Source organism: Mucilaginibacter jinjuensis (assembly GCF_028596025.1).
In the GTDB taxonomy this organism is placed as follows: Bacteria; Bacteroidota; Bacteroidia; order Sphingobacteriales; family Sphingobacteriaceae; genus Mucilaginibacter; species Mucilaginibacter jinjuensis.
Map to the genome: position 1 here is coordinate 1,606,713 of NZ_CP117167.1, position 20,771 is coordinate 1,627,483.

24 protein-coding genes are annotated in these 20,771 nt (G+C 41.7%); 16 read left to right on the forward strand and 8 right to left on the reverse strand.

Annotated features, from left to right (window positions below):
• Positions 1-1,467 carry an IS630 family transposase gene (locus tag PQO05_RS07360; RefSeq protein ID WP_273632058.1) on the reverse strand — a complete coding sequence of 489 codons (1,467 nt, stop codon included), beginning with the start codon at positions 1,465-1,467 and terminating at the stop codon, positions 1-3.
• Between the two features lie 25 nt (positions 1,468-1,492).
• Here PQO05_RS07360 and PQO05_RS07365 point away from each other — a divergent pair, with 25 nt between their 5' ends.
• The gene (locus PQO05_RS07365) at positions 1,493-1,663 is read left to right on the forward strand and encodes a hypothetical protein (RefSeq protein WP_273632059.1); all 171 of its coding nucleotides are present in this window, start codon (positions 1,493-1,495) and stop codon (positions 1,661-1,663) included.
• A gap of 354 nt (positions 1,664-2,017) precedes the next feature.
• Here PQO05_RS07365 and PQO05_RS26750 read toward each other — a convergent pair whose 3' ends face one another.
• The 3 genes from PQO05_RS26750 to PQO05_RS07380 all read right to left on the reverse strand — a co-directional run bounded on the left by PQO05_RS26750 (position 2,018) and on the right by PQO05_RS07380 (position 3,629).
• The gene (locus PQO05_RS26750) at positions 2,018-2,131 is read right to left on the reverse strand and encodes a hypothetical protein (protein WP_420490433.1); all 114 of its coding nucleotides are present in this window, start codon (positions 2,129-2,131) and stop codon (positions 2,018-2,020) included.
• Positions 2,132-2,388: 257 nt separating this feature from the next.
• The gene (locus PQO05_RS07375) at positions 2,389-2,637 is read right to left on the reverse strand and encodes a hypothetical protein (RefSeq protein WP_273632060.1); all 249 of its coding nucleotides are present in this window, start codon (positions 2,635-2,637) and stop codon (positions 2,389-2,391) included.
• Between the two features lie 566 nt (positions 2,638-3,203).
• Positions 3,204-3,629, reverse strand: coding sequence for a winged helix-turn-helix transcriptional regulator (locus tag PQO05_RS07380; protein WP_273632061.1), 426 nt, complete (start codon positions 3,627-3,629; stop codon positions 3,204-3,206).
• 238 nt (positions 3,630-3,867) lie between these two features.
• Between PQO05_RS07380 and PQO05_RS07385 the strand changes: the two genes are divergently transcribed.
• From PQO05_RS07385 to PQO05_RS07415, 7 genes are all read left to right on the forward strand, one after another.
• Positions 3,868-5,013, forward strand: coding sequence for an L-dopachrome tautomerase-related protein (locus PQO05_RS07385; protein ID WP_273632062.1), 1,146 nt, complete (start codon positions 3,868-3,870; stop codon positions 5,011-5,013).
• A gap of 69 nt (positions 5,014-5,082) precedes the next feature.
• The gene (locus PQO05_RS07390; protein ID WP_273632063.1) at positions 5,083-6,003 is read left to right on the forward strand and encodes an NADP-dependent oxidoreductase; all 921 of its coding nucleotides are present in this window, start codon (positions 5,083-5,085) and stop codon (positions 6,001-6,003) included.
• Between the two features lie 56 nt (positions 6,004-6,059).
• A complete protein-coding gene (locus tag PQO05_RS07395) occupies positions 6,060-6,827 on the forward strand; it encodes an SDR family oxidoreductase (RefSeq protein ID WP_273632064.1) in 768 nt (255 codons plus the stop codon).
• 35 nt (positions 6,828-6,862) lie between these two features.
• Complete coding sequence (locus tag PQO05_RS07400; protein WP_273632065.1) at positions 6,863-7,978, forward strand: L-dopachrome tautomerase-related protein; 1,116 nt, start codon at positions 6,863-6,865, stop codon at positions 7,976-7,978.
• Between the two features lie 84 nt (positions 7,979-8,062).
• Positions 8,063-8,782: a hypothetical protein gene (locus tag PQO05_RS07405; protein WP_273632066.1), complete on the forward strand. Its 720-nt coding sequence runs from the start codon at positions 8,063-8,065 to the stop codon at positions 8,780-8,782.
• A gap of 72 nt (positions 8,783-8,854) precedes the next feature.
• Entirely contained in the window at positions 8,855-9,334 is a 480-nt protein-coding gene (locus PQO05_RS07410; RefSeq protein ID WP_273632067.1) for a hypothetical protein, read from the forward strand.
• Between the two features lie 323 nt (positions 9,335-9,657).
• The gene (locus tag PQO05_RS07415; RefSeq protein ID WP_273632068.1) at positions 9,658-9,981 is read left to right on the forward strand and encodes a hypothetical protein; all 324 of its coding nucleotides are present in this window, start codon (positions 9,658-9,660) and stop codon (positions 9,979-9,981) included.
• 70 nt (positions 9,982-10,051) lie between these two features.
• On the opposite strand, the gene PQO05_RS07420 is transcribed toward PQO05_RS07415, so the two are convergent.
• Positions 10,052-10,534, reverse strand: coding sequence for a ferritin-like domain-containing protein (locus PQO05_RS07420; protein WP_273632069.1), 483 nt, complete (start codon positions 10,532-10,534; stop codon positions 10,052-10,054).
• Positions 10,535-10,878: 344 nt separating this feature from the next.
• Here PQO05_RS07420 and PQO05_RS07425 point away from each other — a divergent pair, with 344 nt between their 5' ends.
• The 5 genes from PQO05_RS07425 to PQO05_RS07445 all read left to right on the forward strand — a co-directional run bounded on the left by PQO05_RS07425 (position 10,879) and on the right by PQO05_RS07445 (position 15,789).
• The gene (locus PQO05_RS07425; protein WP_273632070.1) at positions 10,879-12,570 is read left to right on the forward strand and encodes an FAD/NAD(P)-binding protein; all 1,692 of its coding nucleotides are present in this window, start codon (positions 10,879-10,881) and stop codon (positions 12,568-12,570) included.
• Between the two features lie 188 nt (positions 12,571-12,758).
• Positions 12,759-13,316: a DUF1543 domain-containing protein gene (locus PQO05_RS07430; protein ID WP_273632071.1), complete on the forward strand. Its 558-nt coding sequence runs from the start codon at positions 12,759-12,761 to the stop codon at positions 13,314-13,316.
• On the forward strand, positions 13,313-13,843 hold the full coding sequence (locus PQO05_RS07435) for a hypothetical protein (RefSeq protein WP_273632072.1): 531 nt from the start codon (positions 13,313-13,315) through the stop codon (positions 13,841-13,843). The genes PQO05_RS07430 and PQO05_RS07435 overlap by 4 nt, the downstream gene beginning before the upstream one ends.
• Positions 13,844-14,086: 243 nt before the next feature.
• Positions 14,087-14,947: a sigma-70 family RNA polymerase sigma factor gene (locus PQO05_RS07440; protein WP_273632073.1), complete on the forward strand. Its 861-nt coding sequence runs from the start codon at positions 14,087-14,089 to the stop codon at positions 14,945-14,947.
• A gap of 530 nt (positions 14,948-15,477) precedes the next feature.
• A complete protein-coding gene (locus PQO05_RS07445; RefSeq protein ID WP_273632074.1) occupies positions 15,478-15,789 on the forward strand; it encodes a hypothetical protein in 312 nt (103 codons plus the stop codon).
• 57 nt (positions 15,790-15,846) lie between these two features.
• Here the strand turns inward: PQO05_RS07445 and PQO05_RS07450 are convergent, their stop codons facing one another.
• From PQO05_RS07450 to PQO05_RS07460, 3 genes are read right to left on the reverse strand one after another with little or no spacing between them, the layout of a single operon-like run.
• Positions 15,847-16,464 (reverse strand): SOS response-associated peptidase family protein, encoded by a 618-nt coding sequence (locus PQO05_RS07450; RefSeq protein WP_273632075.1) that lies wholly within the window; start codon positions 16,462-16,464, stop codon positions 15,847-15,849.
• A gap of 45 nt (positions 16,465-16,509) precedes the next feature.
• The gene (locus PQO05_RS07455; RefSeq protein WP_273632076.1) at positions 16,510-17,763 is read right to left on the reverse strand and encodes a Y-family DNA polymerase; all 1,254 of its coding nucleotides are present in this window, start codon (positions 17,761-17,763) and stop codon (positions 16,510-16,512) included.
• Positions 17,747-18,181, reverse strand: coding sequence for a LexA family protein (locus PQO05_RS07460; RefSeq protein ID WP_273632077.1), 435 nt, complete (start codon positions 18,179-18,181; stop codon positions 17,747-17,749). The genes PQO05_RS07455 and PQO05_RS07460 overlap by 17 nt, the downstream gene beginning before the upstream one ends.
• Before the next feature lie 778 nt (positions 18,182-18,959).
• Between PQO05_RS07460 and PQO05_RS07465 the strand changes: the two genes are divergently transcribed.
• The 3 genes from PQO05_RS07465 to PQO05_RS07475 all read left to right on the forward strand — a co-directional run bounded on the left by PQO05_RS07465 (position 18,960) and on the right by PQO05_RS07475 (position 20,770).
• A complete protein-coding gene (locus tag PQO05_RS07465; RefSeq protein WP_273632078.1) occupies positions 18,960-19,166 on the forward strand; it encodes a hypothetical protein in 207 nt (68 codons plus the stop codon).
• Positions 19,167-19,247: 81 nt separating this feature from the next.
• Positions 19,248-20,336 (forward strand): BF3164 family lipoprotein, encoded by a 1,089-nt coding sequence (locus tag PQO05_RS07470; RefSeq protein WP_273632079.1) that lies wholly within the window; start codon positions 19,248-19,250, stop codon positions 20,334-20,336.
• On the forward strand, positions 20,333-20,770 hold the full coding sequence (locus PQO05_RS07475) for a hypothetical protein (protein WP_273632080.1): 438 nt from the start codon (positions 20,333-20,335) through the stop codon (positions 20,768-20,770). The genes PQO05_RS07470 and PQO05_RS07475 overlap by 4 nt, the downstream gene beginning before the upstream one ends.
• Position 20,771 lies beyond the last annotated feature (1 nt).

A 20,771-nucleotide genomic window follows, 5' to 3' on the forward strand; every position in this document is an offset into this window, starting at 1 on the left:
TCAACTTTGATAGCTGGGCTTACATTGATTAGCCTTATCAAATACCGGAGCAACCAATTCTTTTCCCCATATTTTCTTGCCTGCCTTTTTGGGGTTCATTTGGTAATAGGTGTTCCTGCTTTGAAAATAAAGGTCGATAGCTTGTCTGCAGGCTTTTACAGATGGATAATCGCTATTATGTATGACCGCGCGGGCAAGGCCACTAAATACCGATTCAATCACATTTAAAAATTGTGCACGACAGGGTAATGTTGCCAGTACGATCTTTGGCAAACGTTGTAATTTTTGAAATGCTTCGCTGTTGAGTATATCAATATACTCAACAAGTTGCTTCGACGTATGCCAACTAGCAGCATCCCAGGACAGATAAATAGTATCTTGATCCATATACTGAATTAATAGCTTATCGATGAGCTTAATCATTTCATCCGTATTCTTGTTGGGTGAATAAAAGTGCGTCACCTGGTTAGTGGAAAGTTCTATTGCGGCTGTGCAAATGATATAGCCCTTACTTTTCTGAGTTTGAGGGATGATTTTACGTGTCCCTTGTTTCATTAATTTTCGGCCTCCTTTCATTTTTATAGCAAAAGGCCCGTATTCATCGATGGAGAAGAACTTTTCTTTTGTTCCAAGATTTGCAAGAATGTCCTGAATGACTTGGAACTTTTCCTTGTACAAAGGGTCGGGACTGGTGAGTTTTGTCTTGGAACTGATATAACGGTATCCTCGTTGCCTCAGATACCTGCTGATCATATGCGTTCCCATCGAAACATGGTATACCTGTTTGTAAATAGTAGCTAAATCTTCAAGTCGCCAGGAAGTGCGGTTAATATGGTAAATGTGTGGTGATTGATGAAGCAGATCGACCAGGTTATCAGTTTTAGTTTTAATGGCTGATTTCTTTGCCTCACCTACGCAACATTTTCTTTTAAATCCGTCTAAACCGTACTTTTTATAAGTCTTATACCAGCGTAGCAAGGTCTCCCTGCACACTTCGATCTTGGCCTGGGTCTTATCAATAGGAATGTATTCTGCTGCATCTTGTAGCGCTACGGCTATTTGCCATCTTCTATGGTCATTTCCATTACGCCATTCTGTTAATATGATTTGTTCTTCCTCCGGAAAATAAACGCGCTCTTGTCGGTTGATATGATGATCCAGGCAATATTGTATTAAAAGATCTTTAAAGACGGTTTGTGTGTATCCTTCAGGATAAATGAGCTTGTATTCCTTCCAGATTTCTGTAGCAATAATCTGGTGGTCCTCATACTCCCTTAGTATATAGGGGAGTACTTTTTCAAATTCTAAATAACGATCTGTCGGTCTGTGAACCGGGGTTTGTACCGGCATAAAGAAACCAAAGTCCATCAATTTGTCAGGATAAAACTTTTCTATCTTTCTGAACTCAGTGACATATAATGTAACCGTCTTACGGCCAATGCCCCATTTTAAGTATAAGAAGAACAAAACGAATAGTTTTGAACAGTCCGGCATGCCCTGCATAGACAACAGAGGTGGAAGTGTGCACGTTTATACTTCTTACTTCTGGCGTCCGATGAAAGGCGAAGCTGCTGGTGATAATGTGTACGCGAAGCTGCGCATTAGTCGTGTTGCAACCGAACTTTACCAACAATTATTATATCTCTGGGTTCAGGACAGATAATGCGAAATCGGGTAAGATCTATAAAGACACACTCTACACAGATGATTTATTTGTTAGTGACGGGTTTCACAACATCTATGTTCGCGCTAATCAGGACTAATATAAAAAGACGTTTTTTAATTCTGTTTAAAGGACTATGTTGTATTGAAATCAATAAAAAAGCCCTTTAAGATCCAACGGTTTATAAATCCATTCACAAACTAGTGCTATACCTGAAAAGAGATGGCATAAACATCCATCGTGACAGTTCGGAACCAAAGAACACACGCGTTAGGTAAATAGTCAGTATGGTAAAAAGAAAGGGTTGTCTTCAGACAACCCTTTCTTTTTACCATAGGCAGTTATTAACTTGAATTATTTTGATTCGCTCTTTTTGTCAGTTACTTCCGTCCTGATTTCCTGCGCAAGTGTTTTCAATTGTTGCATCGCGTTACGTACTCTTGTTCCCGCTGCTTTGTTGCCTTTCACGAAGAATGCTACAAAGTCAGCTTTCGTAGCGGCGACGACCGCTTTTACCTGATTGAATTTTTACATTGTTGATGTAATTTAAATAAAAAAACAGCCGCGAGTATAGGTAAAAACTTGAAGACCAGTTAATTTTACAAGGTAAGTCATTTATACCTGATCTCTATCCGTTTACACGGAAAACGTAAGTTCTCCGTTAAATTAAATTTTTACCCGATTCAGTTTGCCTGTAAGTTGCTGACACATATTTGATGCCTTGCTCAGGAACTTAACCCGGCTAATTTTTCAGCAACTGCGTTAAGCAGGGCTGCAAAAGGCGGATCTGCCGAGATTGCTGATTTAGGGTGTACTAATGCCCGGTAACCGCCTTCTTCGTCGGGATCGAAGGTGAAGGTGATTTCATCAATCAGCACAGCGATGCGGTGGGTATAACCCCAGCGCTCAAACCGTGCCTTAAATTCGTATTCTTTGCGCTGGTAAATGACGGGTATTAGAAATGATTCATTCATACATAAAAACCTCAGCCCGATTGAGTTAGCGATCCGGTGCTCCCCGCTTTTCTGCAATCGGCTTTCATCAGCAAGAAAGGCATGTCCCTTGCTAAAATTTCTAACTTCTATATCGTAACCGGCACTAATAGGTAAGGTTGAGGTCGACGTATTTCACTAAGATCTCCCTCACTTAAGCAATTCCTTTTTCCTCGTCTTTAAAATTGGCTTTCTTTTTAGGAACACATGCCGGATTATTAACAATCTTACCAATCGGCGGAAGAACGTTATGAGTCACTTACAGAACGTTATGCACAATTAGCCAGTCGCTTTTAATCGGCTTGTCCCAGAACATAGTGGTCAAGTTCAACAGAATCTCCAGATTAGAAGAAGGAAACGCCTTTTTTAGAAAAGCGCTTGAACTTGATAACAGATACCACAAAACTATTATAGAGGCAGGTTGGTTTTCGATCAAGGGTTATATGAATTATGTCGATCACACTTACCATCGTTTAACCAGATATTGATTTGAGCCAACGCATTAGGGAAACGCGGTGTAAAATTGCCGATCAGAAAGCCGTTTATAATTAATTAACTTCACCTAACGCTGCTTTCCGTTTGGCCCTCATGGCTTCTTGTATGCCGGTTATAGTACTTTCCCGATTTGTTCTCAATTGCTGGATAAATGACGAGTTGCCTTCCGGATTCATATATTTCCCGCCAAAAGCGAACATATCTAAAATAATAGGAATGGTTTCGATACCTTTTTCGGTCAAATAATACAGGAACTTAGAGGCATTTTGAGGTGAAGCTTTTTTTACAAGAAAACCTTCACGAACCAATAATGCAAGCTTTGCCGTCAAAACGGATGGCGCGATCTTTTCGTCAGAAGCCTTCCATTCCAGGAAAGATGATTTTCCATGCGTAATCATATCCCTTAATATCAGGAATGACCATTTATCTCCAAATACGTCCAATGTGTAACTGATTGGACAGTCTGATCTATGTTCCATATACCTACGTTCAGGTTCACACCACTTTAATCCCGCAAAATTACAAAAGTCATTTTAAATATTTGTTCGCTGATTGTCAATACTTAAGCTGCCGCTTAATCTTATTGACTTTGTAACTGCTGTGTCAAGAAAGCGTTAAAAATCGTTAAAATATCGAAAAGTAGTATCGATTTAATACTACTTTTTCTACGTTTGTACCGTCGACAACAAAAAGATTTAAAAAATTAAAAAAATGAAAATGAAATATCTATTCCTTGGGCTCTTAATGACAGGCTCAACGATTAATTTAACAAAGGCAAATCCATTAACCGTATCACGCAAAACAAACGTAGACAGTTCAGAAATAGTTAAAACCAAACCTGCTGCCGGATTAGAAGAAGTTTACACAGACGCCGATTATCAGTTGGCAGGTGTAGCCATTTCTCCAAAAGGAAGAATGTTTGTTAGTTATCCTTACTGGCTTGAAAAGCATAGTTATTCTGTAGTCGAAATTGGTGCAGACAAAAAACCGCATCCATTTCCTAATGCAGCCTGGAATAGTTTCAAAAAAGGCGATGACGGCAGTCAAAAATTCGTGAGTGTACAGGCTATTTACGCCGATGACAAAAACAACCTTTGGATTTTAGACCCTGCAAATATCAGCTTTGGCGATGTTTATCAGCAAAGCAACAAATTGGTACAAGTTGATTTAAGCACAAACAAGGTTAAACGGGTTATCCGTTTTTCTGCGGACGTTGCCGGAAGCAAAAGCTTTTTGAACGATGTACGCGTTGACAATGCTCATGGCTTTGCTTATTTATCAAATACCACCCTGGGTGGTTTGGTGATCATCGACCTGAACACCGGCAAATCAAGGGCGGTTTTAAGCGGCCACGCTTCTGCATTTACAGATCCGGCTTATCACTTTACCTTAAATGGCAAAGAATTGGCTACCCCACAAGGTGCTTTTAAAGCTAATACAGATGGTATTGCTTTATCTCCTGACAATGCCTGGGTTTATTACAAGTCTTTAACTGATAACCACCTACATCGCGTGAGCACAAAAGTACTACGTAACTTTAACAGCACTGAAAGTGATGTAGAGGGCCAGGTAGAAAAGGTTGGCGATTTTGTAACCTCTGACGGCATGGTTTTCGATAAGGCCGGTAACCTCTATCTGGGTGACATCGAGAACTCCCGCATTGTACGTATCTCCCCGGATAAAACAATGACTACCCTTGTAGTAGATAAAGATAACCTGATCTGGCCGGATAGCTATGCGATCAGCAAAGACGGTTACCTGTACATCACCTGTTCACAGATCCATGAAATGTTATTCTTCAATAACGGAGAAAACAAAACCCAATATCCATATAAAGTTTTCAGGCTGAAATTGAATAATTAAGCCTTCAATAAACTGAATAGGTAGCCGGTTTCATCCCGCTACTTCATCCTTACCATAAATCAAACGATAATGAAAGCATTAAGCATTACCGGGCAAATTGCACCGGCAGCCTATGTATTGTCCTGTGTTCCGGTGCCAACGATAAATCCAGACCAGGTTTTGGTAAAAATCAGGGCAGCCGGGATCAATCCTATCGACTGGCAGACCATAGAATATGGCTTTTTCGATATGCTCGGTCTAAGCGTTCCCTATACCATGGGGTATGATATCGCCGGCGTTGTTGAAAAGGTAGGCGAAAACGTATCCGGATTTAAAGCCGGTGACGAAGTGATGGGATCACTCGCTATCTCTCATCCTGGAAGTTTTGCAGAATATGCAGCAGCAGATGCGCAAATTCTTATCCACAAACCGGAAGCGCTTTCATTTGCGGAGGCCGCAGCTGTTACGCTGGCCGGAGAAACAGCCTATCAGGCATTATTTGACCATCTGCAAATTCAGCCTGGCCAAAAAGTATTGATCCAGGCGGCTGCGGGAGGCGTAGGTATTTTCGCCGTGCAACTTGCTTTACAGACCTGCGCCTATGTTGTGGCCGTAGGATCAAACCGAAATACGGATTTTTTAAAAGCACTGGGCGCTGATGAAGTGGTGGATTATCATGCAGGTTTCGGTTCACTCAGTACTGATTTTGATGCCATACTCGACAGCATGAATAGTGCAGAACAAACATTGCCGCTACTTAAAAAGGGAGGCAAATACGTATCCATCACACAACCTGCTTCTGCTGACCTCGCTGAAAAACATCAGGTAACTGCTACTCACTTTCTATACACGCCAAATGCGGCTCACTTACAGGAATTGGTTAGCAGGATCGGAAAAAGCCAGCTCCAGATTTACATTGACAAAACTTTTGCCTTAAATGATATCAACGAAGGTATCAACTATCAAAAAAACGGACACACCCGTGGAAAGAACGTCATCATCGTGGAATAACCGGTTTTGGCTTTATCAATCATAAAAATTAATTCATCATATAATTCAAAAGAAAAATGAACAGCACAAATAAAACCGTCCTGATAACAGGTGGCGGATCAAGAATTGGATTCCAAACAGCAAAATTATTTAGTGGAAAAGGCAGCAAGGTTATTATCGTTGGCCGTAACGAAGCAAAATTACAGGCAGCCGCCAAAGAACTGAACAACGTCGACTACTTTGTAGCGGACGTTACCAATGAGGCAGACGTAGACCGTATAGTTGAGCACATCCAAAGCAATTACCCTTCATTGGATGTGTTAATCAATAACGCCGCTGCTAAATTTGTAAATCGTGTAGGAAGTGGTGCAGCTATCCGCCTGGAAGCGGCCGAAGAAATGAACACCAACTACATTTCTGTCATTAACCTGACTGAGCGCCTATTGCCCATTCTGAAACAACAGCAGGAATCGGCAGTGATCAACATCACCACCGCGGTAGCGTTGGTTCCCAGCACAATTATCCCGACCTATTCCGCCAGTAAAGCGGCCCTCCGGTCTTATACACAGGCCCTGCGGTTTACCCTGGAATTAGATGGCGTTAAAAACGTGAAAGTTTTTGAAGTACTACCTCCACTGGTTAATACGGAGCTTTCCAAAGACAACGGCGGTGAACGGGGTATTGCACCTGAAGAAGTTGCCAATGATCTGCTGGCAGGCCTTGAAAACGACAATCTGGAAGTGCGTGTATCCGTAACGGAAGGCTTTTACCAGGCATTTTTTGGCAATTCGGCAAATGCTATAGTTGCGCTTTACAAAGCGGAAAGAGGCGAATCGTTCAATTAGCACATCGAACTTAAAGTTTTTAACAATAAAATATAATGAAAAATTCATTTTGGGGCCTCATTCTAATCGGTTCAGTAATTATCTCCCTGCAAGCCTGCAAAAAGGATAACACTGCAAATAAACCCAACACTGCTACGCTGGAACAAGTTTATGCGGACAGCACCTATGAACTTGCGGGCATCTCCGTTACGCCTTCAGGCAGGTTCTTTGTCAGCTATCCTTACTGGCTAGATAAACACGGCAATTCAGTTGTCGAAATTGGTGGTGATAAAAAGCCTCACCCGTTTCCCGATGCAACATGGAATAGTTTTCAGCAAGGCCAGGACGGCAATCAGAAATTCGTTAGTGTTCAGGCCCTTTATGCAGACGATCAAAACAATCTCTGGATTTTAGACCCAGCCAATATCGGTTTTGGCAACGTGTACCTGACCGCTAATAAATTAGTTCAGGTTGACCTTGGCACCAATACCGTGAAACGCATTATCCGTTTCCCTGCAAATGTTGCCGGGAGCACCAGTTTCCTGAACGATGTTCGGGTGGATAATACAAATCAGGTTGCTTACATCAGTAATACTACAGGAGGCGGCATCGTAGTCGTTGATCTCAATACCGGTAACTCCAGGTGGGTAATGGGCGGCATAACGTCAACAACATCTGACCCTGCCTACCACTTTAATATGAACGGTAAGGAACTGGCTACCTCACAGGGCGTGTTCAAAGGAAATACAGATGGTATCGAATTATCGCCTGATAAAGCTTGGGTATACTATAAATGCCTGACCGATAATCACCTTTACCGTGTGAGCACAGCGGCTTTGCGAAACTTCTCTAATAGCGAAAGTGACGTAGAAGCAACGATCCAAAAAGTGGGCGATTTTGTAGCGACAGACGGTATGATCTTCGACAAAGCCGGTAACCTTTATTTAGGCGATATCGAAAACGCGCGGATCGTAAAGATCAGCCCTGATAAAACGGTAACCACGCTCGTGCAGGATAAAGATAAATTAAGCTGGCCAGATAGCTACAGCATCAGCCCGGATGGTTATTTATACATTTCATGTTCACAAATTCAACAACTGCCCTTTTTTAATAACAACCAAAATATAACACAGTACCCGTATCGTGTTTTCAGGCTGAAATTGAATAATTAATACCCTTATAAATTAAGATCACCAGGACCTTTTATGGTTCCGGTGATCAATATTAATCAATCAATCAAATAAATTACTAAGCTCATGAATGACCTATTAGAATTAGCATTGGATGCGCATGGTGGACTTGATCGCTGGAACAAATTCAACACGGTCTCGGTAGACATGTCTCTCGGAGGACTGGCTTGGACAGCCTTTGGCCATCCCGATAACCCAATAGCGAAAACAACTTATGAAGCCCAACTCAGGTCGCAAAGGGTATCCTTCAATCCATTCCGTGTGGAAAGTCAAACGGCGCTTATGACACCCGGCGCCGTATCAATCAGTGAAGGCAGCAAAGTATTGGAACTGTTGACCGACCCCAGGGCTTCGTACGAGAAGCTTGAGCGCGGGCAAGCATGGACGGTGCCGCAATTGCTATATTTTATTTCCTATGCAGTTTCTACCTATTTAACCATTCCTTTCATCTTCACTTTACCAGGATTTGTTACCGAGGAAATCGAGCCTTGGGAAGAAGCCGGCGAAGTATGGAGGCGTCTGAAGGTTACTTTTCCGGAAAATTGGGCTTACCATACGCGCGAACAACTTTATTATTTCGACCGTAACGGCCTGTTAAAACGCAATGATTACCAGGTGGACATTATTCGTGGAAACGGCACAGCACATTACGTTTTCGATTACGCGGATTTTCAGGGAATAAAGCTGCCAACCCGCAGGCATGTATATGGCCGGGACGAGAATCGCCAATACGTTAAAAATCCGATGCGGATCGACGTCAGAATGAACCAGGTGAAATTTGCTTAACCTAACGGTCGCTCAATGTGCGGCCTTTTGCCCGAGTAAAAAGATTTAAGAAATCCATCAATAACATATCGAATGAAAAATATAATCACTTTTTTGGCAATGATGGCTATATCCGTATCCGTTTTTAGCCAATCAAAAAACTATGAGCGGGATGAAACCGCTGTTGCCGCAAAGTTCAAAGAGTTGATCACAATAGAAAACCAGGGTGATTCACTCGCGGTGAGAAAGATGGTTTGGCAAGGCCCGGATCTATTATTTATTGCCACCGGTAAAGCGGATGTTAATGGCTACGTTGGACTCGGCACGAATGATGCGATGAAGCATTTTGAACTGCTGTATGGGGCGCACATCAATATCAGCCCTGATTGGAATCAACAAAAGATATCCTTTCTCAGTAAGGATGTGGCCAGGATCTTTGTTCCGGTAGCGCTGTCGTTCCCAAATCGCCCGACTTCAACACCGTTCTATTTGGTAACAGACTGGATAAGGCAAGGGAAAGAATGGAAACTGGCTTCGCATATTGGGTTCCCCGTGCCTCCTAAAATTAATTAATTTCTTCGCTTATAAAGGCGAACGTTGGAATATGAATAACCGTTAGTTATTCGTTTTGCAAAATACTTTTTCTCATCGTTAGTAAACAGATGAGAAAAAGATTTTGTCCTATAACTAATCTTGGCATTTGGTTAATCTAACTACTATTGTCAAAAATCAAAGACCGGTAGCGATAAAGAATACTACAACTTTTGATCTCTTGCTAATACTGCCTTGATTTTAACATCCAAAGTAATCGGGAAAAAAGCACAGGAGAGGTAACGCTGCTGTACAATGATCTGAATATTGCGTTGCTTAATTCCGGCGTCAACAAGAAGTATAGCGTGAGCCCTGTCAAATCATTTGTGGCCAATAACCTGTTGGTTAAAAATAATAACCCTGACAGCAACGATCAGCCACCACGAAATGCACGGGTGCTTTTTATACGTCCGGCAAGCTATTCTTTTTTCAAAGCCTTATGGCAAACGCTGCTCAGCGGTTTAAAACCATGTGTTGGGGTAGGTGATACCCAAAAGCAGGCTGTGCCGCGTCCACTTTCCCAAAAAGAACATAAAGCCTTAGATAAAGCAAATAAAAAAGCGTTAAAGCAAAAGAAAAAGGCAGATAAAGAACACCAAAAGCAGTTAAGGAAACAAGATCATACCTAAAGGAAACATCTTGATTCGTTCTGATGATTGTAGATATATGGCAGCGCTTAAGCGCTGCCGCTTTTGTCTACTATACCTTTATTGCCTTTTTAAGAGTCTCTATTTCTTTCAATGCAGTTTCAATTCCTTCGCGCTGGCTTTTTAATAGTTCGAGGTGATCGGCATGATCTGCATAATCGGAAATATATTCGTCATATTTGGCAATTGCCGCTTTTTCACCCGTTTGGATCGCTTCAATCAAGGCTTTATCATCATTCCCGGTAATAGCTTCTTTAATGGTAATCCATCCGCGGTGCAGGCTTCCTAATATTCCGCCGTCTTCATTTTCAGCTTCACCGCCATGAGTGGCAATATGAGCTTTTAATTCGGCTGCATAAACGATGCGTTCCCCACTCAATTTCAGGAAGACTGCTTTCAATTCCGGCGATTCAGTTTTATCGGCCGCATGCTGATAACCTTCTTTACCATCATTTACTAATTGCACCAATGTTTTCAGGTCGCTCACGACCTCTTCTCTTGTTTTCAAAGACGATTTCATAATGTAGTTTTCCATGACCAGCCTAAAACAAAAAGAGAGCCATGAAAAAATGTTGATGGAAGACCTTCTTATGTAGTTTTTAACTAACGCACACCGCCGTTTATTCAGTACGTAATGCATTTAATAACAGGCATATCTTAATAAGAAAATTATTTTCTATTCATGTAAATGTAGTTAAAGGGCAATTTTCAGGTTCGGAACGATATATGTAATAAAGTTTACAATCTATATATTATGAAAACTGAAGATAAACTACGTCAAATACAATTATTCGATCTGAAAATCTTAATCGATTTAAAAGCTGACCTGAAAAAATTGAGGGCCCGTAAACACGGCAAAAATCTTATCGCGGCATAGTCATGCATATGGGTATAGTCGGGGGAGGCCCGAGTGCGATGTTTGTTTTGAAACGGCTTATCGAATCGGGACGATCAGATTTTAGCGTTGATATTTTTGAAAAAAAGAACAAATTGGGAGCCGGCATGCCTTACAGCGATGAAGGCGCACGCGCAGAACATATTACTAACGTTTCCAGTAATGAAATTCCCGATCTTCTCACCAGTGTTGAAGATTGGGTGGGTATGAATTACGGCGTTGCCAGTCGTTTTGATATATCCGTCAAAAAATTCAATGAATATAAAGTTCTTCCACGACTGCTGTTTGGCGAATACCTTTCTCAGCAGTTTAATTTCATTTTAGCGAAAGCGGAAAGGATGGGTCTGAAGGTGAATGTGCATTATCAAACCCACATCGAAGATATCAGGGACCTGAGGGCAAGTAACAAGGTGGAACTTAGCACTGGGGATAACCGCGTCTTCTCCTTTGACAAGGTTGTCATTTGCAGCGGTCATTACTGGCCTAAGCATCATGAAGGTATTGTGCCCGGCTATTTCGATTCGCCTTACCCGCCTGATAAATTAACTTATCTGGTTAACCAAACGGTCGCTATTCGTGGCGCTTCGCTTACCGCGATCGATGCCTTACGTACGTTGGCGTTAAATAACGGCTCATTCTCGTATGATGAGCATGGAAAGAAAATTTACCGATTGAATAAGGACAGCCCCAAATTCAAAATTATACTCCATTCCAGAAATGGTTTGCTGCCGGCCGTACGCTTTCACCTGGAAGATTCTCATTTAGCAAAAAATTCAGTACTTGACCCAAAAGAAGTGGAGCATGTACGGGCGAAGCATCAGGGTTTTTTACCACTTGATTATGTTTATCAACGAAATTTTTTAGAAGGGCTGAAAAACAACAGACCTGATTTTTACGAGTTGATCAAAGACCTAAGCCTCGAAGACTTCGTGGAACTGATGATGATCAGGCGCGAGGATACACCGCCTTTTGGCCTATTGAAAGCAGAATATGCGGAAGCTGAACGTTCGATCGCATTAAAGCGCTCTGTATATTGGAAAGAGATGCTAGCTATTTTAAGTTTTACCATGAATTATCCGGCGAAGTATTTTTCGGCAGAAGATATGCTGCGCTTACAAAAGACCCTGATGCCGCTGATCGCTATTGTTATCGCATTCGCCCCGCAGGACTCGGTAGAAGAAATGATCGCGCTTTATGATGCTGGACTTTTGGATTTGATCACTGTAGGTGACAAAAGCGAGATTGAGACCGGAAAAGATGGTGGTATTAACTACCATTATATAGACGAGGCAGGACAAAAAGTGTCTGCGTACTATGAGACATTTATTGATTGCATTGGCCAGCCCCATTTAAATTATGACGAAATACCATTCCCCAGTTTGATCGCTGACCAAACCGTATCAGCGGCCAAAATAAAATTCAGCGACTATCAAACTGCCAAAGCCTATCTGAGCGAAGGCCATAAAAATATTTATCGTGATGCCAGCGGAGATTACTACTTAAAAGTTCCTGGCATTACGATAGATGATCATTTTCGGGTAGTCAATAATTCCGGGGAGATTAATGAAAAAATATACGTGATGGCTGTTTCATTTATTGGGGGATTTAACCCGGATTATTCAGGACTGGATTTTGGTGAAGCGGCATCCGCCCGGATCATCGAAAAGCTTATTTAGAAAATTGTTGCCACAATTATTATCGGATTTGAACATGTTGCCTATCCCAAGGTGCAATGAAGTTTTTGGCTATGATAAGAGCTGTTGAAAGGCCCGGATTACCCAGCCATATATAGATACATGGAATACGAATTTTCTGGTTTGACCTTCTATGACACTTCTGGTATTATAATTGAATGTTTAACAGCATGAAGCTTTACTTATTGTTATTAGGTGCCGAAGCGCCGGGAAGAGTTGTGGAACAACATGATTATTTCTTTGGCATTGCCGAAAATCTGGCAGCACTCATTCCTGATGTAAAAGCATTTTGGCCCGAGGCCGGGGCAAGTCTTCATATCGATGGCTGGAGGGAAGTTACAAAAGTAGACGACTATGCGGTGAGGGTTATTAAACATGATGACTTAGTTGCAACTTCAACCCATAAACTTTTCTTCTTAAACCTTGGCGGTTATACATCCGGTAAGCTTGAAGAGCAGCATTATACCTTACTTACCGTTCAGGAAAGCAGGTTGAAGGCAGTCCAGGCAGCAAAAAACAATCTGTTTTTCAAAACGAACTCTTTAAAAGGCATTGCAACTGCGCACATCGATGAAAAGTATGGAGTTGACGTGGACAGTGTACATCATATTGAAGATCTGATTTCCCCCCATCTCAAAGCGAAATACCGGATTGTGTTTGATGACAGAACCGATCTGCCTGACGATAAAATCCATTTGGGATATTTCAAACTGGACAAAATACGATGACAGGGCGGAAAAAACTCATAACCTGGGTTGAACAACAACATAAGGGTCAGTTGATTAGAAAAACAACATTACCTTACGTTCATCATTTAAAAGCTGTTGCGGAAATGGCTGATGTAGCTCCCTTAGGCTATGAAATAGGCCTTTGTCATGATCTTTTAGAAGATACAACTGTTACGACAGATGCACTGCGCCAGGCGCTGCTTAAATGTGGTTACAGCGAAGCAGAGACATTGGTCATCGTAAATGGAGTTGTTGATCTCACCAATGTTTTTACTAAAAAAGCGTATCCGGAATGGAAAAAGCCCGTCCGTAAAAACAAAGAAGCTGAACGGTTAGCAACAATCAGCCCGCTTGCACAGACTGTTAAATATGCCGACCTGATGTATAATATAGATTGGATGTTGACTTTTGATACTAAACATGTTAAAAAGTATTTACGGGAAAAGAAATCCCTATTAAAAGTCATGAGTAAAGGTGATCATTCTTTACATCTTAAGCTTATGCGGTCCATCGATTCAGTAACATGAACTCCGGCGATTATTCTTAAAAGGCGTCTATGATTAGATAACAAATGGCGGGTTACGGCTGCATCCTGACATCCGGATAACACTATTTTTTATTGCTGTACGTACCTTTGTACTTTAAGATCTCAACTACCTTTCTCCCGCGGGGCATCAGTTCATACTGCAATTCTATTAGAAAATCAAGGCTGCTTTCAGCGCATGTTAAGGCATCAGATCTTAAGCATTTCACTTAAAATATTTTTATAAATGAGGCAACTTAAAATTAGTGAGTCAATCACCAATCGTGAGACAGCATCGTTGAATCAATACTTATCAGATATCGCAAAGATTCCGATGGTTACTCCGCAGGAAGAAGTGACATTGACACAAAAAATCAGGGAAGGTGACCAGGCAGCATTGGAAAGATTAACAACTGCCAATTTAAGGTTCGTGGTTTCCGTAGCAAAGCAATACCAGAGTTCAGGCCTGACATTAGGTGACCTGATCAATGAGGGCAATGTAGGATTAGTTAAGGCCGCGAAGCGGTTTGATGAGACCAAGGGTTTTAAATTTATATCCTATGCGGTTTGGTGGATACGCCAGTCCATATTGGCCGCCATCAATGATCAATCGAGAATGGTCAGACTACCGGCAAATAAGGTCGGGGATATCGCCAGGATCGCTAAAGCTGCATCACAGCTGGAACAACAATTTGAGCGCCAGCCAACACCGGAAGAACTGGCGGATACGCTGGAGATTACAGCGGATAAGGTGAGCGATACCCTGGGGCACTCAGGAAGGCACATTTCTTATGACAGTCCTTTTTCGACTGAAGAAGATAATACCTTACTGGATGTACTTTCAAGTACCGAACCGGGCACAGATACGGGATTGATGAAAGAGTCCTTGTCTGTTGAGCTATCGAATTCTATGCAGGTACTGGGGGACAAGGAGAAAGATATATTAACCGCATTTTTTGGCCTCGGTGATCATCAGGCGCAGAGCCTGGAGGAAATAGGGGACAGGTATCACCTGACCAGGGAACGGGTAAGGCAAATCAAAGACAAGGCACTTGCCCGGCTCCGCGAAAACTCACGTGCCTGGGTTTTAAAGGGCTATTTGGATTAACAAAAAGCTCCCTGCATTTAGCAGGGAGCTTTTTTTATGGATACCGTTTCCGAAATGGGGTAAAAGCGAATGACGGTGGATGGTTCCAGTAATGTACTTGTCGAAATTGTCTGTCAGGAGCTGTCAGTATTTGGTTACTTACTTACTCTCGCTCGTAGCGAACTACAATGGTGCGCTGCCTTTAAAATGTCAGGTAAGTAGGATTGGTGAGTAAATGAAAGCCTCTTACTAAAAAGAAAATTATTCCGGCGCAGCCTGGATTTCCACTGCGGGATTGCTGATTAATCCTAAATAAAAGACATGCTGCCCAAAAAATAAGTCTGTCTTTAGCATTCAATAAGCTCTTTTAAGAGTTTAAACGCCGGAAATGTAACATGGCATAATTTTAGGTATTTCTTTTATATAGCTACAGAACTATGGAAAATTTAGATTTGACCACTACTATCTTATTGAAAGCAATTGACCTGGAATTAAAAAAGCTGTTGTTAGCAGACTTACAAATTATTCATTAAAAAAGCATCGCCTAAATTATGCAACATTATAAAGCAGATTCATCGGTGATCTTTACAGACGAAGCCGGTCGACAAATTGATACTTTTGTTATAGCTGATACCGATACGCATACCGGTCTTACGCACATCAAACACGGGAACCTGAAGGTAGCCGGGGACCGGTTGAAACTACATGTTAAAACCGCTTGCGACTATCACATGCCAATAGCTGACTCTTTTAGCTTTGAGATGATCAGAAAACTGCGGGATAAATATGCTGTTCAGGACGCTTTAAAAATGGCTACTATTAGCCAAATGCCGGAAATCTCTGTCTTGGCTAATGCTTCTTAACAAACTTGAGTTAAGACTAGCTGATACCTTACTGAAAAAAGTAAGCTACACGTAGGATTAGGAGCCGGAATTGTAATCTTTTTCTACCGTTATTTTAAGTGTTTCAGACAGGCATGGCCTGCTTAAAAGAAAAGCAGTTCGTTCGGTACCGCTCAAATTTGGGTTCAGCCATGTTTTGATATCGCCCCGCTCTAAAATGGCAGGCATCCGGTCATGAATTTCCGATATGGCCCGGTTAGGCGGCATAGTGATCAACGCGCAGGTCGGTAATAAGACATTCGTATCAATATCCAACCAGATATCCCATAAACCGGCGATGTACATCGGTTTGCCGTCCGCCCGTTCCACACGATATAATTTCTCCTGCATTTTATTATACTCGAAAAAGGCCTGGAGCCGGATCACACAATGCTTCTTTCCAGTCAGCTGCCTCCAAAGGCCGATGTTATGCAAGTTTTCGATCCGGGCATGTTTGTGTTTGATGTGGATCTTGTCATCCTCCGGGGTCAGTAAGCCCCAGCGGAATTGCTGCACCTTATCCGGCATCGCATCGGTTACTACCGGCAGCATGGAGCCGGGATTCCCGGTACTGTTAGCTTTGGGTTTGAATTGCGCCCCATTCCGGCCTGTGATCACCAGGTCTTTATTTTCTCCCAATAATACTCTTCCGCACATAACCTTATATTATTACGCAAATTTACTAATAAAATTAGTAAATTATTATTTTGTGACGATAATGTCATTCCAGTTAGTTGTATATTGCTTGCTCAGGAATTCCTGTTTCATCGCCCAACTTTTTTCATAGCCTTCTGCAGCAATCCGTAAAGCGCCACGTCCGTAACGGGCGTTAATGTCGTCGATGATCCCGCTTAATTTTTGCTGCTTCGTATTATCATAGTCCTTGAATAAATTAAACTGCACTTCCCCGGCCGGGATAATGCCCGTCGCACGGATACCGGTCTTCAGGTAATTATAGCCAGGCTGCCAGATCGCCCGGAGCGCCTGGATACAGATCTTGGTCAGCTCCTGTGTACTGTTGGTCGCAAAAGGCACTTTAACGGTGATGGAAGGGTAATGCTGGTCATGTTTCACATTATGTTTATTCGTACGCAGGTAGATCGTTAACAGCATAGCCATGCTGTTTTGCTGCCGCAGTTTGACCGCAATGGTTGCTGCATGCATCGCTGTCGCCTCCTCGATCTTTTCGAGTTCGGTCTGGTAGGTATTAAAGCTTTGGCTGGATTCAATACCCTTGGACCGTTCGGCTACATCTTTGATCACATTGCAGGGGATGCCCCATAACTCCTGGTGCAGCCGCCAGCCCTGTACCGTCATGTGCTGACGGACGAAGTCTGGTGCCAGCTGACGAAAATCTTCAGCCGTTTGGATCTGAAACTCTTGTAGTTTTTGGTAATAGGCCTGCCCGACGCCCCAGACATCTTCAATCGGAAATGTCCGGGTTTCTGTATCGATCTTTTCTTTGGTATCTAGTACCAGAACGGCCCTGCCATGCTTTTTCGCTGCTTTGTTGGCCAGCTTGGCCAGCGAAAGGGTAGGGCCGATGCCCAACGTAATCGATAAGCCGGTATCACGCATGACGTTACGGCTGACCATGGACGCGTACGTTTCCAGATCGATTCCCGCCATATTACCTAAAGCCATGAAAGCTTCGTCAATACTGTAAACCATGAGCATATAAGTATAACGCGCCAGGTTATTCATCATACGGGCGCTCATATCGGCATATAATGCATAATTACTGCTAAAAATGGCGGCCTGGTGTTCGGCAAGGTTTTTCCGGACGATAAATTCCGCATCGGCCATCTTGATCCCGATGGCTTTCGCTTCATTGCTCCGCGCAATCACACAACCGTCGTTATTGGACAATACGACAACAACACGACCTTTTAAATGCGGCTGAAAAAGCGTTTCGCAACTGACATAGCAGTTGTTGATGTCAACATGCGCAAACACGGCTGTACCTCCCGATTCTTTGACTGGGGTGAATAACGGGGTTAAGCGTCAGGGTGACGACACCCCAGCAAACCCAGTGCTGCAGATCTTCTATAATCAGGGTTTCCTTAAAGGAGTCGGCCCGCAGGAGCAGGCGGTTATTTTCCGGCCAGTATTCCCGGGTATAAAAATCAGCTTCATGGTAGAAAACAACAATGCTTCCCGGAACCGGTGCTAAGGAGCGGTCAATGACCAGAACATGGTTTAGACCAATATGATAGCCGGTCATCGCTTCACTGCCCATCCGCATGTAGTAGGTATTATCCGGGTCAATGACCGTGATATCGCTAATGTCGAGTGTTGGTTCTTCATGCGTTAACATCGACAACCTAAAGCCCAGCACATCCCTTTTTGTCGCTTGTTTCCTGATCCGCAGCATGCTTTTGTATTTAAATCACAAACTTAATGCTAAAAATATTAGTATTTGATATTGACTTAAACAAAATAAGAATGAAGCATAAAGCCATAATTTGAGACAATGACATATCCTCTCAATTCGGACTGGAGAGTTTTGTGGAAGAGTGAAAGCCGGGAACTTTCGTGGAAGCAGTGAATTATATGATTAAAACGATATCGCTACATCACTCTTTTAAATAATTCATGCTTTTGGCACGCTAATCAATTGGGTACATAACTGAAATTGGCGCGTAATTAGTACCCGATTGTCACCAGTCTGCACTAACTGTTTTAGAGCCATTAATTAAAAACGTCATTCAAAGAGGTCAAGATGAAACATGAAGTACAATAAAATACAAATTCCCGATTGGTTAATTTAACGTTCCATAAAAGGCACATTTAAGTAATTCAATTGGAGACACAAAAAATATTGAGAATTGGGCGGGACCCAAGTCACCAGGTTATGTATTTAAATATCAGTTATTTATAATCTAAAATCTCAAATAGGTATCTGAACAGACATCGTATGATTTTTAATAATTATGAGTGATTTTAAAGAACATGTGTCAATTAAATTTAAGAAATCCCCGCGAGAAGTGCAATTTTGAATAATTAGAACTTTGTTTTAGGTTACTAAATTTTTGTTTTCATTTGTCAAATATTTTTTACATTTCTTATTGATTAATGTTTTGATAAATAAAAGATAATCCAATATATTTACCGGAGGTGGCAATGTCGCCACACGAAAAACCTTTATCTAAATGAAAAAAATCACTAAAATTTTAGCATTAGGCGCCTGCCTTTTTGCTATTACTTCAGCGCTGGGTTCCCAGAAAGCCGTTGCTGTTGATGCTTGTAGCACTTACTGCCAAAGCGATCCAACCAGCAATTGTATTGTTACTTACATTGCTACAGGCACAAATGTAACATGCTATTATTGCCATTCTAAGCCGCCGTACACAGAGTAATTTTTTCATTGTCCGCCAACTTTGAGCGGACAATGCTTCTAAATATTAACCATTACTCTACCTAGATATATCACATCACTTATGTTTTTTCGAATTTTTAAAAAACGATTACTATATTCTTTTTTTTTCTTTTTAAGCTTGGCTTTTATTTCTTGTAAAAAGAAAGCTAGCGGCCCCGGTCAGTTTAACGTCGACGATTTTAAAAAAGTTCAAGAGTTGAATGGTCGTCCGATAAGCTTAGCAAAGCTCCATCGTGGTATGGATCTGACGATCATACCTGAAAAAAAACTATTGCTTATAATTGATGTAGACGATTCTGATTATGTTAAGGCTTATGATTTAACTACATTCAAATTTATCAGAAGCTTTATTAAAAAAGGTTCTGGGCCTAATGAGCAAATTGACTGTCATAAACTTCAATACGACAATAAGGGACAATATCTCTTCGCTGTAGACAGGGGAAAAAATAAAATATTTATTTATTCTATTGACGATATTTTAGACTCTGCTAAAGCAGTATCGCCAAAATCAGACATCATGCTTAATAACAATGCTCTGTTTAAACCCCTTTTGCTTCCGTCCGGAAAGTTTGTTGATTTCACCGTTCCTAAAACGAAACAGAAATCGCCGATCTTTAACTTCTATAATGCGGAAGGCGATTCGCTATATCAAAAGGGACGTTTTCCAGGTTTAGAACAAGATTATAATCCAATGGAGCTCAGAACTGCCTTTGAGGGCCAGTTTTTCAGCTCTGCAGATGGAGGTCATATCGTACTTTCCTATTACAATTCCGACTATATTGATGTTTACGATTCTCTTGGTAACCTTCAGTACAGAGTTCATGGTCCGGATATATTCGACCCCGCTGTGAGAACTATGTCAAAATTCGGCGGAAAGATGATCATTAATGACCAGGGATCTCATTTTGCGTATACGTCTCCTAGGATGAAAGACGATTCCCTTTTAGTGTTATATCAGGGCTTAGATGGTCCCGTTGGACCATACCACGAAAATAAGTTATTCTTATTTAATCAAAAATTAGAGCCTAAGTTATTCTATAAATTAAGCCAGCCTATTTTCTTATTCGATATAGACTGGAAGATGAAAACGCTATATGCGCTAAGCCATCAAGTCCAGGGCAGTAATTTAATTGTGATAAAGTTGCCATGAGAAAATTTCCTTCACAATTAATTCTGTTGATATTCTGGTCATTGGCATGTGCCTGTAGAAATGGCAGTGGACAACAGAATAAAACGGAAAATATTTCCGGCGACATTTACCGGAAAATTCTAAAAATTTGTCCGTCTGAAAATCAGGAAGAACTCTTAGTCTATTATTTTGACGGAGACTGTTCCATGTGTTTGGCAAAAGCTAGCTATGTTGAAAAATATGCGCAAACCCATCATTTAAGGCCGATACTTATCGCTAAAACACTTAATCCTACAGGATTCCGTTTAAATTTGAGTAAGCTGAACGTCCGGGCCTGTGTTCGTGTTGAGGAGAACCGGGAATTTGAAAATAAGGTAGACTTTATGAAGGTAACAAAAATAAGCACCGACTTGCATGTCGAAAATTTTGACAAGGAAATCGAGGGCGATAAGTGAG

Excerpts from the sequence above, each read along its gene's own strand:
- PQO05_RS07365 (WP_273632059.1), top strand. The coding sequence starts at position 1,493 with ATGCCCTGCATAGACAACAGAGGTGGAAGTGTGCACGTTTATACTTCT.
- PQO05_RS07375 (WP_273632060.1), bottom strand. The coding sequence starts at position 2,637 with ATGAATGAATCATTTCTAATACCCGTCATTTACCAGCGCAAAGAATAC.
- PQO05_RS07380 (WP_273632061.1), bottom strand. The coding sequence starts at position 3,629 with ATGGAACATAGATCAGACTGTCCAATCAGTTACACATTGGACGTATTT.
- PQO05_RS07385 (WP_273632062.1), top strand. The coding sequence starts at position 3,868 with ATGAAATATCTATTCCTTGGGCTCTTAATGACAGGCTCAACGATTAAT.
- PQO05_RS07390 (WP_273632063.1), top strand. The coding sequence starts at position 5,083 with ATGAAAGCATTAAGCATTACCGGGCAAATTGCACCGGCAGCCTATGTA.
- PQO05_RS07395 (WP_273632064.1), top strand. The coding sequence starts at position 6,060 with ATGAACAGCACAAATAAAACCGTCCTGATAACAGGTGGCGGATCAAGA.
- PQO05_RS07400 (WP_273632065.1), top strand. The coding sequence starts at position 6,863 with ATGAAAAATTCATTTTGGGGCCTCATTCTAATCGGTTCAGTAATTATC.
- PQO05_RS07405 (WP_273632066.1), top strand. The coding sequence starts at position 8,063 with ATGAATGACCTATTAGAATTAGCATTGGATGCGCATGGTGGACTTGAT.
- PQO05_RS07410 (WP_273632067.1), top strand. The coding sequence starts at position 8,855 with ATGAAAAATATAATCACTTTTTTGGCAATGATGGCTATATCCGTATCC.
- PQO05_RS07420 (WP_273632069.1), bottom strand. The coding sequence starts at position 10,534 with ATGGAAAACTACATTATGAAATCGTCTTTGAAAACAAGAGAAGAGGTC.
- PQO05_RS07425 (WP_273632070.1), top strand. The coding sequence starts at position 10,879 with ATGCATATGGGTATAGTCGGGGGAGGCCCGAGTGCGATGTTTGTTTTG.
- PQO05_RS07430 (WP_273632071.1), top strand. The coding sequence starts at position 12,759 with ATGAAGCTTTACTTATTGTTATTAGGTGCCGAAGCGCCGGGAAGAGTT.
- PQO05_RS07435 (WP_273632072.1), top strand. The coding sequence starts at position 13,313 with ATGACAGGGCGGAAAAAACTCATAACCTGGGTTGAACAACAACATAAG.
- PQO05_RS07440 (WP_273632073.1), top strand. The coding sequence starts at position 14,087 with ATGAGGCAACTTAAAATTAGTGAGTCAATCACCAATCGTGAGACAGCA.
- PQO05_RS07445 (WP_273632074.1), top strand. The coding sequence starts at position 15,478 with ATGCAACATTATAAAGCAGATTCATCGGTGATCTTTACAGACGAAGCC.
- PQO05_RS07450 (WP_273632075.1), bottom strand. The coding sequence starts at position 16,464 with ATGTGCGGAAGAGTATTATTGGGAGAAAATAAAGACCTGGTGATCACA.
- PQO05_RS07460 (WP_273632077.1), bottom strand. The coding sequence starts at position 18,181 with ATGCTGCGGATCAGGAAACAAGCGACAAAAAGGGATGTGCTGGGCTTT.
- PQO05_RS07465 (WP_273632078.1), top strand. The coding sequence starts at position 18,960 with ATGAAAAAAATCACTAAAATTTTAGCATTAGGCGCCTGCCTTTTTGCT.
- PQO05_RS07470 (WP_273632079.1), top strand. The coding sequence starts at position 19,248 with ATGTTTTTTCGAATTTTTAAAAAACGATTACTATATTCTTTTTTTTTC.
- PQO05_RS07475 (WP_273632080.1), top strand. The coding sequence starts at position 20,333 with ATGAGAAAATTTCCTTCACAATTAATTCTGTTGATATTCTGGTCATTG.